This is a genomic window from Flavobacteriales bacterium (assembly GCA_020635395.1).
GTDB lineage: Bacteria > Bacteroidota > Bacteroidia > NS11-12g > UBA9320 > UBA987.
In genome coordinates, this window is the sequence record JACJZV010000004.1 from 165,654 (window position 1) to 180,914 (window position 15,261).

General features: G+C 40.5%; 13 protein-coding genes. All 13 read right to left on the bottom strand.

The window, feature by feature from the left end; genetic code table 11:
* Positions 1-314 precede the first annotated feature (314 nt).
* The 13 genes from ftsZ to mraZ are packed head-to-tail and all read right to left on the bottom strand — an operon-like array spanning position 315 to position 15,225.
* Positions 315-1,715 (bottom strand): cell division protein FtsZ, encoded by a 1,401-nt coding sequence (gene ftsZ / locus H6607_11915; protein MCB9263071.1) that lies wholly within the window; start codon positions 1,713-1,715, stop codon positions 315-317.
* A gap of 9 nt (positions 1,716-1,724) precedes the next feature.
* Positions 1,725-3,062, bottom strand: coding sequence for a cell division protein FtsA (gene ftsA / locus H6607_11920; protein MCB9263072.1), 1,338 nt, complete (start codon positions 3,060-3,062; stop codon positions 1,725-1,727).
* Between the two features lies 1 nt (position 3,063).
* The gene (locus H6607_11925; protein MCB9263073.1) at positions 3,064-3,789 is read right to left on the bottom strand and encodes a hypothetical protein; all 726 of its coding nucleotides are present in this window, start codon (positions 3,787-3,789) and stop codon (positions 3,064-3,066) included.
* Positions 3,786-5,156 (bottom strand): UDP-N-acetylmuramate--L-alanine ligase, encoded by a 1,371-nt coding sequence (locus H6607_11930; protein ID MCB9263074.1) that lies wholly within the window; start codon positions 5,154-5,156, stop codon positions 3,786-3,788. Before H6607_11930 ends, H6607_11925 begins: the two co-directional genes overlap by 4 nt.
* Entirely contained in the window at positions 5,153-6,223 is a 1,071-nt protein-coding gene (murG, locus tag H6607_11935) for an undecaprenyldiphospho-muramoylpentapeptide beta-N-acetylglucosaminyltransferase (GenBank protein MCB9263075.1), read from the bottom strand. Before murG ends, H6607_11930 begins: the two co-directional genes overlap by 4 nt.
* A complete protein-coding gene (locus H6607_11940) occupies positions 6,213-7,355 on the bottom strand; it encodes an FtsW/RodA/SpoVE family cell cycle protein (protein ID MCB9263076.1) in 1,143 nt (380 codons plus the stop codon). Before H6607_11940 ends, murG begins: the two co-directional genes overlap by 11 nt.
* Positions 7,356-7,391: 36 nt before the next feature.
* Positions 7,392-8,732 carry a UDP-N-acetylmuramoyl-L-alanine--D-glutamate ligase gene (gene murD, locus H6607_11945; protein ID MCB9263077.1) on the bottom strand — a complete coding sequence of 447 codons (1,341 nt, stop codon included), beginning with the start codon at positions 8,730-8,732 and terminating at the stop codon, positions 7,392-7,394.
* Entirely contained in the window at positions 8,732-9,991 is a 1,260-nt protein-coding gene (locus H6607_11950) for a phospho-N-acetylmuramoyl-pentapeptide-transferase (GenBank protein MCB9263078.1), read from the bottom strand. Before H6607_11950 ends, murD begins: the two co-directional genes overlap by 1 nt.
* Positions 9,992-9,995: 4 nt before the next feature.
* Entirely contained in the window at positions 9,996-11,456 is a 1,461-nt protein-coding gene (locus H6607_11955; GenBank protein ID MCB9263079.1) for a UDP-N-acetylmuramoyl-L-alanyl-D-glutamate--2,6-diaminopimelate ligase, read from the bottom strand.
* A complete protein-coding gene (locus tag H6607_11960) occupies positions 11,453-13,546 on the bottom strand; it encodes a transpeptidase family protein (protein ID MCB9263080.1) in 2,094 nt (697 codons plus the stop codon). Before H6607_11960 ends, H6607_11955 begins: the two co-directional genes overlap by 4 nt.
* Complete coding sequence (locus H6607_11965; GenBank protein ID MCB9263081.1) at positions 13,543-13,875, bottom strand: hypothetical protein; 333 nt, start codon at positions 13,873-13,875, stop codon at positions 13,543-13,545. Before H6607_11965 ends, H6607_11960 begins: the two co-directional genes overlap by 4 nt.
* Positions 13,872-14,771: a 16S rRNA (cytosine(1402)-N(4))-methyltransferase RsmH gene (rsmH, locus tag H6607_11970; protein ID MCB9263082.1), complete on the bottom strand. Its 900-nt coding sequence runs from the start codon at positions 14,769-14,771 to the stop codon at positions 13,872-13,874. The genes H6607_11965 and rsmH overlap by 4 nt, the downstream gene beginning before the upstream one ends.
* Complete coding sequence (gene mraZ / locus H6607_11975) at positions 14,764-15,225, bottom strand: division/cell wall cluster transcriptional repressor MraZ (GenBank protein ID MCB9263083.1); 462 nt, start codon at positions 15,223-15,225, stop codon at positions 14,764-14,766. The genes rsmH and mraZ overlap by 8 nt, the downstream gene beginning before the upstream one ends.
* Positions 15,226-15,261: the final 36 nt, after the last annotated feature.

Genomic DNA, 15,261 nt, shown 5'->3' on the forward strand with positions numbered 1-15,261 from the left:
TCTTTATTCGATTTTTTCTTTTTTACCACTGCGTTTGACAGAGGTGGCACACAACTTTTTTGGAATAATTTGAACCATTTAGGCATTAAGAAAATTAAGACTTAATGAACCTAAATTTTTTAATGGTTTTAAAAAGAAGGAAATATTTAAACCATTTAGGTATTAAGAAAATTAAGACTTAATGAACCCAAATTTCTTAATGGTTGAAAAAAATTTACTTTCTAAAAGAAAAAAAGAAAGGGGTAGCCAAATAAGCACTTTCCCAAATGCTTACCGCCCCCCTGTTCAAGTCGCATGTGTAGTCAAACTCTTTATTAATCCACGTTGTCGTGAAGAAACGAATTATTTTGCTTCAATTCAGGTTTTGCCTCTGGTTCGTCAATTAGAGATGTTCTTGATATCTCAATATCAGACGAATGAAGCGTATTATTCAATTTTATCCCTCTTCTTTTATAGGCCGGAACACCTTCCAACTCCTCCATACCTTCAGGAGAATTGGCGGTTTTGTTCAGCTCTCTCAAATGCATCATTCGCTCCTTCATTTCGCGAACCTTGTCATCTGCTTTTCTCAATTCATCCTCGGAATTTATAATGTCAAAAATGGAGGTTTGCGATTGAGGCTCTTCTTCAGCGATTGCCTCTTCTTGCACATCGCTTGTTTCGTTTACTGTTATTTTACCAATAGATACAGCTTCAAAAATATGCTCTTCCAATTTTTGAGGTTCTATTGCAGGCTTTATCAATCTATTTTCTTGTTTGTGAAAACCAGTAGCTATAATGGTCACCGAAATACTGTTTTCCAATGTTTCATCGTAGCACAAACCACATTTCAAATTGGCATCTCTTCCCGCCTGTTCTTGGAAAAACTCGTTGATTTCGGCATATTCATCCATGCTTGCCTCCTCGGCACCATACGAAATGTTAATCAACAAATCGCTGGCTCCGTTAATCTTATTGTCGTTCAACAACGGCGAGTTTAAAGCCAACTCGGCAGCACGCATGGCTCGGTCTTTTCCTTCGGCTACTCCATTACCCAATATGGCCACCCCGCTGTCTTTCATGGCGGTTTTCACGTCTTCAAAATCCACGTTTATACTTCCGGCAATGGTTATTATTTCGGCAATTCCTTTGGCAGCCGTAGTTAAAATATTATCGGCATGAGAAAATGCATCTGTAATTTTCAAATTACCATACATATCTTTTATCCTGTCATTTGAAATAACTAACAACGAATCTACGGCTCTTCGCATTTCGGCAATTCCATCTTCGGCGGCATTGCATCGTTTTCCACCCTCAAAAGTAAAAGGTGTTGTAACGATACCAACCGTAAGAATGCCCATATCCTTTGCTGCTTTGGCAATAACCGGAGCAGCCCCAGTGCCTGTGCCACCGCCCATGCCGGCAGTAACAAAAACCATTTGAGTATTTACTCCAAGCGATTCGATAATATCTTCTATGCTTTCTTCTGCCGCACGTTTGCCAACTTCAGGATTTGAACCCGCACCCCGACCTTCGGTCAATTCATTTCCAATTTGAATTTTATTTGGAACCGGACTGATTTCTAACGCCTGATTATCTGTGTTGAAGATAAAAAAATCTACTCCACTTATGCCTTGTTTGTACATATAGTTAACGGCATTGCCGCCACCGCCGCCTACTCCTATCACTTTTATGATGGATGATCTTTCTTTGGGTAAGTCAATCTTAAAATTCATGCGTCTTAATTAAAAATCTTGTATATCACTTTCATCCTTCAACCAAGCCTTAAACTTTGAGAAGAAATGCTCTCTTCGTTCGGCTTTAATATTCATATCGTGTTGGTCTTGCTCATCCTCTACTTTTGACTGAATAGGTTCTTCCACCACTTCCTCCACCACCTGTGGTTTAAAAACGTTGTGTGTTCCTGTCTCTCCACGCAATCCTTTTAGCACCAAACCAACGCCTGTGGCATAGATGGGGCTTTTTACCTCTTCTACCAAACCTTTGGCCAAATGCTCGTTCGGATAGCCGATGCGTGCATCCAATCCTGTAACAAATTCGGCAAGTTGAGTAATGTTTTTGAGCATGGCTCCACCACCGGTTATTACCAAACCTCCAACCAATTTTTTCTCTAAACCACTTGCTTTTATTTCGTAATACACCAATTCCAAAATTTCAGAAACCCTTGCATTGATAATCATTGAAAGGTTTTTCACTGAAATTTCTTTCGGCTCACGCCCTCTTAAACCTGGTATTGAAACAATTTCGTTTTCGGTTGATTCGTCGGCCAATGCAGAACCAAATTTTGTTTTTAGCAATTCGGCCTGATGTTTCATCACATTACAGCCTTCCTTAATATCTTCGGTTATGATGTTGCCTCCATAAGGTATAATGGCCGTGTGCCGGATAATGTTATCATGAAAAATGGCTACATCTGTTGTGCCACCTCCAATATCAACCAATACCACACCTGCTTCCATTTCTTCATCGCTCAAAACCGAGTGCGATGAGGCTAATGGTTCCAGCGTGAGGTCGGATACTTTTAGACCCGATTTTTCGACACATTTGTAAATATTTTTCGCAGCGGTAATTTGCCCAGTGATAATATGGTAATTGCCTTCGAGCTTTATTCCGGCCATGCCGATTGGGTCAACAACTCCCGGCTCATTATCAACGGTAAAATCTTGAGGTAAAACATGAATAATTTTATCGCCCGGATTTACGGCAATTTTGTGCATGTCGGCTTCCAACTTATCCAAATCCGATTGCGAAATTTCCGATTCACCATCATTGCGGATTATCATTCCTTTGTGTTGCAAACTATTGATGTGTGCACCGGCAATGCCCACATGTACTCGATTGATTTCTACATTTGAACTTTCTCCGGCCAATTTGGTAGAATCGATGATGGCATTAACAGTTTTATCAATATTTGAAACCACACCTCTGGTAACGCCACCATTTGAAGGTACTTGACCTATGCCCAAAATGTCAACCTTACCGTATTCATTCATGCGACCAACAATGGTGCATATTTTGGTGGTTCCGATGTCTAATCCTACTACTATTTTGTCGTGTGCCATGCTACTTTCTACAAACTATTTGATTTTTGAATCGTATATCAATCTCACTATATTGCTCCCAACCAACGTTTTTTGAAGCTTTTTCATAAAATTCTTCCAACTTATTGAGCTTCTGTTCCATTCTTAGGGTATCTCCAAAAACAACTTCGTGTCCACCAATTTGAGTGGTAAAAACCAAGTCATTATTCGGTCTTACAAATATGTGGTCAATAAACTTGTCCCAGAACTCCGACTGATTAACATGGTTTACAAATGTGTACAGTTTTTTATCCAAAACCGACGAAATGTTGCCGGAGGCCGTCTTCACACGGGGTGTATGCAGCTTTGACAATGGAATACGTTTGCCCGAATCATCCAGATAATAAGGATTTCCAACATCAGGATGCACTCGAACAATTGGTTTGCGTTGATATATTTTTAAGTGAAGATTCCCTTCAAAATCAAAATAACCCTCCGCATTTTTAACAAATACATTGCCTCTGAGTGATTTTTCCACCCTTTTTAGTGGTACTTCAGTGGTTTTGAGCCCCACGGTGGGAACGGTATCTCGCTTTAATTGTTCCAATATAGATTGGGCAGAAATCAATGCGGCATCATTGTCGGCATATTCTACAATTACCTCTTTGCACACCCTATTTTGCTTTTTATGTCGAAAGACAAAAAATAAGGAAACAATGGCCACCAAACCCACAAATACCATCAACCAATTGAGCATGTATTTTTTCATGGTTTCAAAATGGTTTTTATAGGTTCAATAAGTCTATCAATATCTCCTGCACCGAGGGTTAGCAAGACTTCTCGAGGGTTGTTTTGCACGGAGTCCAAAATTTGAGTTGGAGTCCATATTTTTTTATCCTGTGCTGTTATTTTGTCAAAAATTATTTGGCTGGTAATTCCCTCTATTGGCAACTCCCGAGCCGGATAGATGTCCATCAATATTACTTCATCCAACATTGACAGGCTTTCGGCAAACCCTTCCTGAAAATCACGGGTTCGGCTATACAAATGCGGCTGAAAAACTCCGGTTATTTTTTTGTTGGGAAATAATTTTTTGGCAGAGCCAATTGCGGCCTTTAATTCGGTGGGGTGATGTGCATAATCATCAATATATATGTGCTTCTCATTTCGCACAATAAATTCAAACCGCCGTTTCACTCCCTTAAAATTGGCCAAAGCCTTCCGCAAATCATTTTCCGAAATTCCCATTTTTAGTGCCAAAACAGAGGCAGCCACAGCATTTTCCACATTATGGATTCCAGCCATACCAAGGGTCAAAAGCCTAAAAATTTCGTTTTCGTAAACCAAATCAAAAACAAATTTCCCGTCGTTAATATGCACGTTTTGAGCCGAATAATGACCATAATTAATGCCGTAGGTTGTGGCTCGTTCAAAATGATGTTTTATGCTGTGATGCACCAACAACAAACCATCGGGATTTACCCTTTCTCCAAATGCTTGAAACGATTTCAGCATTTCATCGGCACTACCATAAATATCCAAATGGTCAGCATCTACGCTGGTAATAACCGCATACTTGGGTGACAAATGCAAAAACGACCGATCAAACTCATCGGCTTCGGTAATGCTGATAACCGGTTTGGCGGGTATGATGGTGTTGTGATAATTGCTGTTAAAATTGCTCGAAATGCCCCCTAAAAAAGCTACTGAAGGCACCCCTGCCTCATTGAGAATGTGGGCTAACAAAGTACTGGTGGTCGTTTTTCCGTGGGTTCCGGCCACAGACAAGTTCAGACTATTTTGAGTAATTAATCCCAAAGCCTTTGCTCTCTTCATAAATGGCAATCCCGATTGTTCCAAGGCTGTCTTCAACTTTAAATCTGGCGGAACGGCTGGGGTATAAATCGCCAAAAAATTAGACTGATTTGCTGATGAAAGAATAGTTGACAACCATTCCAAATTATCTTCAAAAACAACCTCAATTCCCTCTTTTTGAAGTTGTTGGGTTAATGTTGTTTCGGTTTTGTCGTAACCAAAAACCTGTATATCCAAACTTTTGAAATAGCGTGCAAGTGCCGACATACCTATGCCACCCACACCCAAAAATAGCACCCTATGTAGTTTGTCAAAATTCACTTTATAAGTTTTTCAATTTCTGCTACTATTTCATCTGTGGCATTGGGTTTGGCCATGCTTAAAATGTTTTTTTCCAAAAGATTTACTTTTGCCTTATCTGCAATTAACTGCATGGCCACAGGCACCAACTTATCGCCAGCCTCGCTGTCTTTAACCAAAATGGCAGCACCCTTTTGCACCAAAGCTATTGCGTTTTTGGTTTGATGATCTTCTGTAACGTTGGGCGATGGAACCAAAATAGATGCCTTGCCCAGAGCCGCCAATTCCGACAAGCTGGATGCACCGGCACGCGAAATAACAATATCTGCCGCCCGATAAGCCATGTCCATTTCGGTAATAAAAGTGGTTTGCATTCCAAAAACTTTGTTTTGGGCGGTGTATGATTTTCCGGTTTGCCAAATTATTTGAATATCATTTTTTTCAAATAATTCAAGATTCGATTCAATGGCTTTGTTTATAGTTCTTGCACCTAAACTACCGCCAATAATGAGCATGGTCGGTTTATCTTGAAGTCCAAAAAACTGTTTTGCCTCTATCGGGGTTTTGGTGCAATCCAACAATTGCTGACGAATGGGATTTCCGGTAATTGCGATTTTTTGCTTCGCAAAAAATCGCTCCATACCATCAAATGCAACGCATATTCTATCTGCCTTTTTTGCCAATAATTTATTGGTTATGCCGGGATAGCTGTTTTGTTCTTGAATAATCGTAGGTATTCCTAATTTGTTGGCCACATATAATAAAGGCCCACTTGCAAATCCGCCAACACCCACCACTACTTGAGGTTTATTTCGTTTTATTATAGTATATGATTTAATTATGCTTGAAATCAACTTAAACGGAAATGCAAAATTTTTCAAACTGATTTTTCGGTCGATACCACTAATCCAGAGCCCATAGATTTTGAATCCCGCCTCCGGCACTTTTTGCATTTCCATTTTATCCTTTGCCCCTACAAACTCAATTTTGGCATCCGGATATTTTTGTTGCAATGCTTTTCCGATGGCCAAAGCGGGAAAAATATGACCACCTGTTCCACCACCTGATATTAGAAAACTACTGCTCATGTTGCTCTGTTTTAACTTGATTTTGGGTTTGTCGGCTCACGCTCAAAATAATACCCATGGCAATACTGGTAAAAAGCAAACTGGTTCCGCCCATGCTTACAAATGGCAACGGCAAACCTGTATTGGGCAATAAGCTAACGGCCACACCCATATTCATAAATGCCTGAATAACGAGGGCAAATGATAGCCCAATGGCCAGCAATGCCCCAAATGCTTTGGGTGCATTTATTACAATTTTTACGGTTCGCCATAGCAGCACCAAATACAAAAGCATTAAAACGATTCCACCCAGCAATCCGTATTCTTCAATAATGATGGCATAAATAAAATCGGAGAATGCCAATGGCAAAAAGTTACGTTGATCGCTTTTGCCCGAGCCTTTGCCGATAAGTTTTCCTTTGGCAATGGCAATATTGGCTTGCTCGTTTTGATAACTCAGGGTTTTATCCTTTCCCTGAGCAAAATCAACGTAGTTTTCAATTCTCGATTTCCAAGTGGCAATCCGACCACCCTCGTATTTTGTATTGAGCAACACCACAATTATTAATGCGAGCACCACCGACCCCACACCAAACAACGCCCCAAGATATTTCATAGGTATTCTTCCTATAAAAAGTAGCAACAAGGAGGTGGCAAACAAAACTACTGCAGTGGACAAGTTGGCCACACCAATAAATCCGCATACCAACACAATTACAATGAGTACGGGCAAAAATGTTTTCTTAAAACTACCAATATTCTCTTGCCGTTTTGACAGAAAATGAGCGATGTACATTATTAGAGTAAGCTTTGCGAAATCGGATGATTGAAAGGTAAGGCCAACACCCGGAATGGTTATCCAACGTTTTGCCGAATTGACACCAACTCCAAAAACTAATGTATATATGAGCAGCAAAATGGCAGGATAAACCAAAAACTGAGCCGGACGTGAGTAATACTGAAAATCGACCAAATGTGTGAGCCACATCAAAAAGAAACCCATAAATAAAATGCCGCAATGCTTTATCAGAAAATACTCTGTATTGCCTCCCTGTTTGATGTATGCCAATGCACTGGTAGAGCTATAAATAGCCAACACACCCCACAAAGAAAGGGCAGTAACGACCAACCAAATTATTCGGTCGCCTTTGATATTTTCTTTAAACCATTGAAACACTTTTTATGGTTCTTAAAGATTTCTAACTTCGTATTTAAACTGACGGCCACGGTCTTCGTAGCTCTCAAACAAATCGAAACTGGCACAGGCTGGAGATAGCAGAACAACTTCATCGCGTTTTGCCAAACCGTTGGCCATTTGTACCGCTTCTTTGGCTGACAGGGTGTTTACTACCATATCCACATGTTTTGAAAAGGCCTGATGCAAAGCAATGTTATTTTTGCCCAAACAAATCAAAATGCGAACCTTGTCTTTTACCAATGGCAAAAGCAAATCATAATCATTCCCTTTGTCGATGCCACCGGCAATCCAAACAACAGATTTTTTCATGCTCTCCAAAGCATACCATGCCGAATTAACGTTGGTGGCCTTGCTGTCGTTGATATAATCAACGCCTTTTACCGTTGCCACATACTCCAAACGATGTTCAACGTTTTTAAAATCCATCAGACTCTCCCGAATCACTTCGTTTCTGATGAGTAAAGAGTTGGCAACAATAGAAGCCGCCATTGAGTTGTAGGTGTTGTGCTTACCACTAATTGTAAGTTGATTCAAATCCATACTAAAACTAATTTTTGGTTGATATAAATTGATGTGAAATGCTATGTCGTCGGCCCATGCTCCCGGATTGTGCTGTGTGTTGAGCGAAAAAGGAATGCATTGTGCCTTTAGGTTTGTTTTGGAGAAATAATTCATCAAATCTTCTGAATCAGAACAATAGATAAATCGGTCATCTTCCGTTTGATTTTGGGTAATTCTAAATTTGGATTTTATGTAATCATCATACGTAGCGTATCGGTCGAGATGGTCAGGCGTAATATTCAGCAACACTGCATAGTTTATGCGGGTTTCGAACATTAAATCAAGCTGAAAACTGCTTAATTCAATAACATAATGGGTAAAATCATTTTGAGCTACCTGTCTGGCCATGCTTTGTCCTACGTTTCCGGCCAATCCCACTTTTAATCCGGCTTTTTTCAGCAAATGGTAGGTCAACATGGTGGTGGTCGTTTTCCCGTTTGTTCCAGTAATACCAATAAGTATCGCGTTGGTGTTTTTGGCTGCAAACTCTATTTCCGAAATCATCGGGATTCCTTTGGAGATAATAGATTGAATTATTGGAGCTTTTGGCGGAATACCGGGGCTAACAATAACCACATCTGCGTTTAATATTTTTTCTTCGGTATGCGTTCCAGACTCAAACTCGATGTTGTTTTGGTTTAACTCGGAAGTATACTTATCTTTGATTTTCCCAAAATCAGAAACAAAAACCGAATGTCTCAAATGCTTGGCCAAAATCGCTGCTCCTGTTCCGCTTTCGCCTGCTCCCAATATGACGGTTCTTGTGGTCATTATCTTAGCTTAAAAGTTATGATGGTTAATGCCGCCAGCATAATGCCCACAATCCAAAATCGGGTAACAATCTTGGGTTCGGCATAGCCTTTTTTCTGAAAATGATGATGAAGCGGAGACATCAGGAAAATGCGTTTTCCTTCCCCGTATTTTTTCTTGGTATATTTAAAATAGCCCACTTGTAGCACCACGCTCAAATTTTCGGCTAAAAAGATTCCGCAAAGAATAGGGATGAGCAATTCTTTGCGAAGCATGATGGCAAAAACAGCAATGATACCTCCCAATGCAAGGCTACCCGTATCGCCCATAAAAACTTGTGCCGGATAGGAATTGTACCACAAAAAACCGATGCACGCCCCAACAAATGCCGCCCCAAAGATGACAAGCTCGCTTTGGAATGGAATGAACATTACTTTTAGATAATCGGCAAAAATGGCATTGCCCGATATGTAGGCCAGCACCACCAGAGTCAGCCCAATAATAGCACTGGTTCCCGCTGCCAAGCCGTCTATTCCGTCGGTTAAATTTGCCGCATTGCTAACAGCAATAATGATGAAGGTGACAATGAGTACATAGACAATCCATGCGTATTTTTTTGCTGTTTCTTTGTCAAGAAAAAACAGTATTTCGGCATAATCGAATTGATGGGTTTTAATAAATGGAATGGTCGTGGCAGTTGATTTTTGATCGAGCACATAAATGGTTTGACCGAGCTCGTTTTGTGTGGTATGGCTTGCATTTTCAATTATTTGAGGGGTAGCATTTCGCTGATTGACAAATTCACGCACCACCACCTCGTCATTGAAATAAAGCGTTAACCCAATAATCAACCCCAACCCAAGTTGGCCTATAATTTTAAACCTTCCGGCTAAGCCTTCTTTATCTTTTTTAAATACCTTTATATAATCATCTAAAAACCCAATAAGACCCAACCAAACAGTGGAAACAAGCATAAGAATGATGTAAATATTCCTGAATCGGGCAAAAAGTAGGGTTGGAATAATGATGGCCGCCAAAATGATTAGCCCGCCCATTGTGGGTGTACCTTTTTTAGTATTTTCTCCCTCAAGACCCAACTGTCTGATGGTTTCACCAACTTGTTTTTTATGCAAAAGGGCAATCAGCCTTTTGCCGTAAACCAAACTAATGGTTAAAGAAAGCAGTATAGCCAAAATGGCTCTAAAAGAACTGTATTCAAAGGCTCCGGCACCGGGAATATGAAATGAATTTTCGAGGTATCTAAACAAATAATACAGCATATTTTTAAGACATTAGGGTTGCATTTTTTATGAAAATCTGACGGTCGTCGAAAGGGTATTTCACACCTTTTATTTCCTGATAGGTTTCGTGCCCTTTCCCAGCTAATAGAATGATGTCTCCAGCTTTGGCAAGACTTATGGCCGTTTTTATGGCTTCCTCCCTATCCGTTATTTTAAGTGTTTTTTTATAGTGTTGAGGTTCTACCCCGGTTTGCATATCGGCCAAAATTGCCTCGGGGTTTTCATTTCGGGGATTGTCGGAGGTTAGAATGACCTTATCTCCCAATTCGCAAGCCACTTTGGCCATTATAGGTCTTTTTTCATGGTCGCGATTTCCCCCACAACCAACTACAGTAATCAGTTGTTCGTTTTTGCTTCGAATGGCATTTATGGTTTCCAACACATTTTGCAAAGCATCGGGTGTATGGGCATAATCCACCACTCCAATTATTCCTTGAGGAGTTTTGATGTATTCAAACCTACCAGAAACAGCATGCAACAAGGTAAGTGTGGTTATGATTTCTTCCGAAGATTTGCCTAACAAAAAGGCAACACTGTACACCAACAACAAGTTGTACGCATTAAATTTTCCCACCAAATGATACCACGCCTCTTTGTTGTCGATTTCTAACAACATTCCATTAAAGTCATGTTCTATAATTCGAGCCTTAAAATCGCTGGCAGAGTGTAAAGAGTAACTGTATTTAGCAGCCCGACAATTTTGAAGCATGAATAATCCATTTTTGTCGTCCTTATTGGTAATGGCAATGCTATCGGCGGCCAAACCATCAAACAACTGCTTTTTGACATTTCGGTAGTTTGCAAAATTTTCGTGATAATCAAGGTGGTCGTGGGTAATGTTTGTAAAGGCTGCCAACTTAAACTTTAGCCCTCCTACCCTATGCTGATGAATGGCGTGCGAACTAACCTCCATAAACACATATTGGCAACCCTGCGAAACCATTTCAGCCAAAAGCCGATTGAGTGTTATGGCATCAGGCGTGGTATGCGTTGCCGGAATTGTTTGTTCGTTTATTTTATTCTCGACCGTGCTTAGCAAGCCCACCGAGTGTCCAAAAGTTTTAAATAAATTAAATAAAAGGGTAGCCACAGTTGTTTTTCCGTTCGTGCCAGTTACCCCCACCAATTCTATTTTCTCGCTCGGATTGTCAAAATAATTGGCAGCCAACTTGCCAAGAAACAACCCAGAATCTGCACAAACAATATAGGTAACCCCTTTCTCAATGTTTTCAGGCAACTGCTGACAAACAATGGCTTTTGCCCCCTTTTCTACGGCTGTTTTTATGTAGCCGTGTCCGTCGGTAAGGCTACCAACCACAGCCACAAAAACATCTCCTGCAGAAATCTTTCGCGAATCAAGCTCGAGGTTATTAATTTCTATATCGCTGTTTCCAACAATGTCAAAATCAATTTCTTTGGGCAATATTTGTATTAACTTTTTCATGGCTTCACTCTAAGTTTTACATAAACATTTTGCCCTTTTATGAGTGCTGTACCTTCATTAGGCCATTGCTCATAAACCTTTCCGTAGCCTGAAAAATTTAGCTTAAAACCCTCATTTTCAAACAAAACGAGGCAGTCTCGCAAACTCATTCCTTCTATATTTGGCATCTTATTGCCGTTAAACTGAATGGCTCGTTCTATCAATTCATCCGTATCGGGTTTAAGAATGATAAACTCTCTATTTTTTGAATCAAAATCGGCATCCAAATCAAATAGGGAGGTCACTTCTTTTAGCTCCCTTACCGTTCCGCAAAGCATTTTGGGCAAAGCCCCTGTGTCTGCCTTTGGCAATGGTTCGCGAACAGCATTTGCATAAATATTTTTAGCTATTTCCTTAAAAACCGGAAGTGCCACAGCAGCACCATAGTATCTGCCTTTAGTGGGCCGGCTTACCAAAACCAACAGAGTATATTGAGGCTTATCGGCAGGAAAATACCCAATAAAACTACTGTTGTATGCATTTTTTTCATAACCTGCAGCTCCCGAAATTCGGGCTGTTCCGGTTTTGCCTGCCACGGTAAAGGGCAGATTTTTGAGGTCGGTTGCTGTTCCATTTTGAACAACGCCCTCCAACAAAGCTCTCAAATCCTTTAGGGTAGATGACTTACATATTTTTGATTCAATAACGGTTGGTTCAAAGGTGGCATCCACCATACCCAATGAGCCGATTTTTGAAATGAGGTAGGGTTTCATCATTTTGCCATTGTTGGCCACGGCATTGTAAAGCATTGCCACATGCAGCGGACTCATTGCCACGGAATAGCCAATGGAGGTTGACGGCACTCCCATGCCAGACCACCCAGGTTTGCCGGGTCGCAATATTTTGGGATGGGCCTCGCCATTCATGCCGGTTTCAAGAGGGGTGGTTAGATGCAACTCATCAAAATATTCTATAAATTTTTCTGGCGATTTACCAAAAACATCGTACGCTGTTCGAGAAATACCCACGTTTGACGATTTCTCAAATACTTGGCGATAGGTCAATTTTTTGAAGCTACCATGTCCCACATCCTCTATTTCATCTCTACCAAAAAACTTATACTTTCCGTAGTTTACTTCAACAGAATCTTCCAGTTCTACCCCACCATTATCTAAACAGGCCAATGCAGAAACTAATTTTATAGTACTTCCAGGTTCGTAGTTTGTGCCAATAGCATGATTAAACCGTTCAAAAAGTCCTTCGGGTGTCTGATTTATATTGCTTATTGCCTTTATTTTTCCAGTAGAAACTTCCAACAATATGGCGGTTCCAAATTCGGCACCGTTGGCCAAAATACTGTTCGATAAATTTTCGGAAACAATATCCTGCAAGTGAATATCAATGGTTGTGTATATATCCTTCCCATTCTCAGGTTTTATGCTGAATTCATCCTCCACCGGCTCGTATCCTCCAACAATTCTTCGCACGTATTGCTCGCCATCTACACCCGAAAGAACCGAATCAAAACTGGCTTCTATACCCGCCCCATGATGATTTTCATTTACAAAACCTATGGTTCGAGCCATCAAATCGAGATACGGTTTTTTTCGTTTGGTTTCTTCTTGCACAATAAGTCCACCTTTATTTTTTCCATTTAAAAAAATAGGCCAGCCCCGCATTTCCTTTACCTGAATGAAACTGGCATTTCTGATGATGGTTTTATAGCGAGTGGTAGCTCGATAGCCTTTGGTTAAAATATCTAAATATTCTTCATAAGTCCTGTTTTTCAGCGTGTTGCAAAGATTTTTTGCCAAAAGTGGTTTGTATTGTTCAAATGAGTCTTTGTGAAATTCTTTGATTACCCCGAAATCAATAGACACCTGATAAATAGGAACAGAAGTGGCCAACAGGCTTCCATCTTCTGAATAAATACTGCCTCTTATGGCTGGCACTTTTAGCATCTTTTGATGCAGGCTATCATCTAAATCGAGCCAATAATCTCCTTTGCCATACTGAATTTTAACTGTTGAATACAAAATGGCAGCAGCCAAAAAGACAAGCATAAAAATGCTGACCAACACACGCCACAATATGTCTTTCTTTACATTCACCTTTTCTTATCATTCAAGTCTATGGGCGATTTTGAAAGCGGCTCTATTTGCCGGTCTTTTAACCTTTTTGCTACATCCGATTGTTTATTTTGCCCAACCAATTCTGATTTTAGGGTTATAAATTCCGCTCGTAGCTCTTTCAACTCTTCCTTTAGTGCCTCCACTCTTCTCAACTTTTTGTCCGATTGATGCGATATGTAGATATAGGGAAGCCCCATCAAGAGCAAAACCAACAACACCTGAAAGACATTAGATAGAGTTAACTCTTGTTTTTCAGCATTGGCAGCCCCCTCAGTCGCGGTGTTTATATTCTCTTCTTCCTCTTTCATAATCTTTCGGCTATTCTTAATTTGGCACTCCTCGACCTCGGATTTTCGGCCTGTTCCTGTTCGTCTGCCACAATGGGTTTTCGGTTCACAGCGGCGAATGGCTTATCAACATTTCCAAAACTATCAGAAACCACATCACCCTCAATGTTTCCACAATTGATGAAGTTCTTCACCATTCTATCTTCCAAGCTGTGATATGACATCACCACCAACCTCCCTCCGGGTTTTAAAACTTCTGCCGACTTTTCAAGCAAAATTTTCAGACTATTCAATTCACCGTTTACCTCAATGCGAATGGCCTGAAACAATTGAGCTAACTCTTTATTTCGTTGTTTGGCAGGTATAAACTCTTCGGCCATAGAGGCAAGTTCTCCAGTAGTCTCAATAGGCATTTGCCCCCTCCGCGAAACAATTTTTGCAGCCAGTTTTCGGGCAAACTTTACCTCGCCATACACCTTAAATATCCTATACAGCTCGGCCTCTTGATATGTATTAATAACAGATTTTGCACTAACCGTTTGCTCTTGATTCATTCGCATATCAAGCGGTGCATCGGCTCGAAAAGAAAAACCTCTGCCGCCTTCATCTATTTGGTGTGATGAAATACCCAAATCAGCCAAAATGCCATTGACCTTTTCAATTTCATAGAATTTCAGAAAATTCTTGATATACTGAAAATTATGATCAACAAAAATCAAATTTGGGTGATCCTGCACCCTTTTTACGGCATCATTATCCTGATCAAAAGCAATGAGTTTGCCGGTAGTTAATTGTTTTAAAATTTCTGCCGAATGGCCACCACCACCATACGTAGCATCCACATACACCCCATCGGGCACAATGCACAAGCCATCAAGACACTGCGTAAGCATAACCGGAATATGATATTTAGTCATCGCCACCATCGTCACCTCCCATTACTTCTTCGGCTAAGTCAGCATAATCATCCGGATCAATTTCCATCTGCTGATCGTAAACCTTTTTAGACCATATTTCGATTTTGTTTTCGTAGGCATAAAAAATCAAGTCAGACTCAATTTCTGCATACGCACACAACTTTTTGGGTATCAAAATCCGCGATGCTGCATCAATCTTTACCTCTGTTGCACCGCTATTAAACAGCCGCTTAAATCTCCTATCGTTTCGCTTGAAGTCGCTTAGCTTATTCAGCTTTTTGGTTTCCTCATCCCAATCGTTACGGGTATAAAGCGTCAAACATTTATCAAAGCCCCTATTTATCACCATTCGATCGAGGGCATCAGGAGGTATCTGCCGTTTTAAACCGGCAGGCACAATGGTCCGACCCTTGTCGTCCATTTTACACTCAAATTCTCCTAAATACCCTGACATGCATGATAAAAAAATCGAGGTAAAATTACGACACAC

Coding starts and splice junctions, on each gene's coding strand:
- ftsA (MCB9263072.1), bottom strand. CDS start 3,062: ATGGCACACGACAAAATAGTAGTAGGATTAGACATCGGAACCACCAAA.
- rsmH (MCB9263082.1), bottom strand. CDS start 14,771: ATGACTAAATATCATATTCCGGTTATGCTTACGCAGTGTCTTGATGGC.
- ftsZ (MCB9263071.1), bottom strand. CDS start 1,715: ATGAATTTTAAGATTGACTTACCCAAAGAAAGATCATCCATCATAAAA.
- murG (MCB9263075.1), bottom strand. CDS start 6,223: ATGAGCAGTAGTTTTCTAATATCAGGTGGTGGAACAGGTGGTCATATT.
- H6607_11925 (MCB9263073.1), bottom strand. CDS start 3,789: ATGAAAAAATACATGCTCAATTGGTTGATGGTATTTGTGGGTTTGGTG.
- murD (MCB9263077.1), bottom strand. CDS start 8,732: ATGACCACAAGAACCGTCATATTGGGAGCAGGCGAAAGCGGAACAGGA.
- H6607_11965 (MCB9263081.1), bottom strand. CDS start 13,875: ATGAAAGAGGAAGAAGAGAATATAAACACCGCGACTGAGGGGGCTGCC.
- H6607_11950 (MCB9263078.1), bottom strand. CDS start 9,991: ATGCTGTATTATTTGTTTAGATACCTCGAAAATTCATTTCATATTCCC.
- H6607_11955 (MCB9263079.1), bottom strand. CDS start 11,456: ATGAAAAAGTTAATACAAATATTGCCCAAAGAAATTGATTTTGACATT.
- mraZ (MCB9263083.1), bottom strand. CDS start 15,225: ATGTCAGGGTATTTAGGAGAATTTGAGTGTAAAATGGACGACAAGGGT.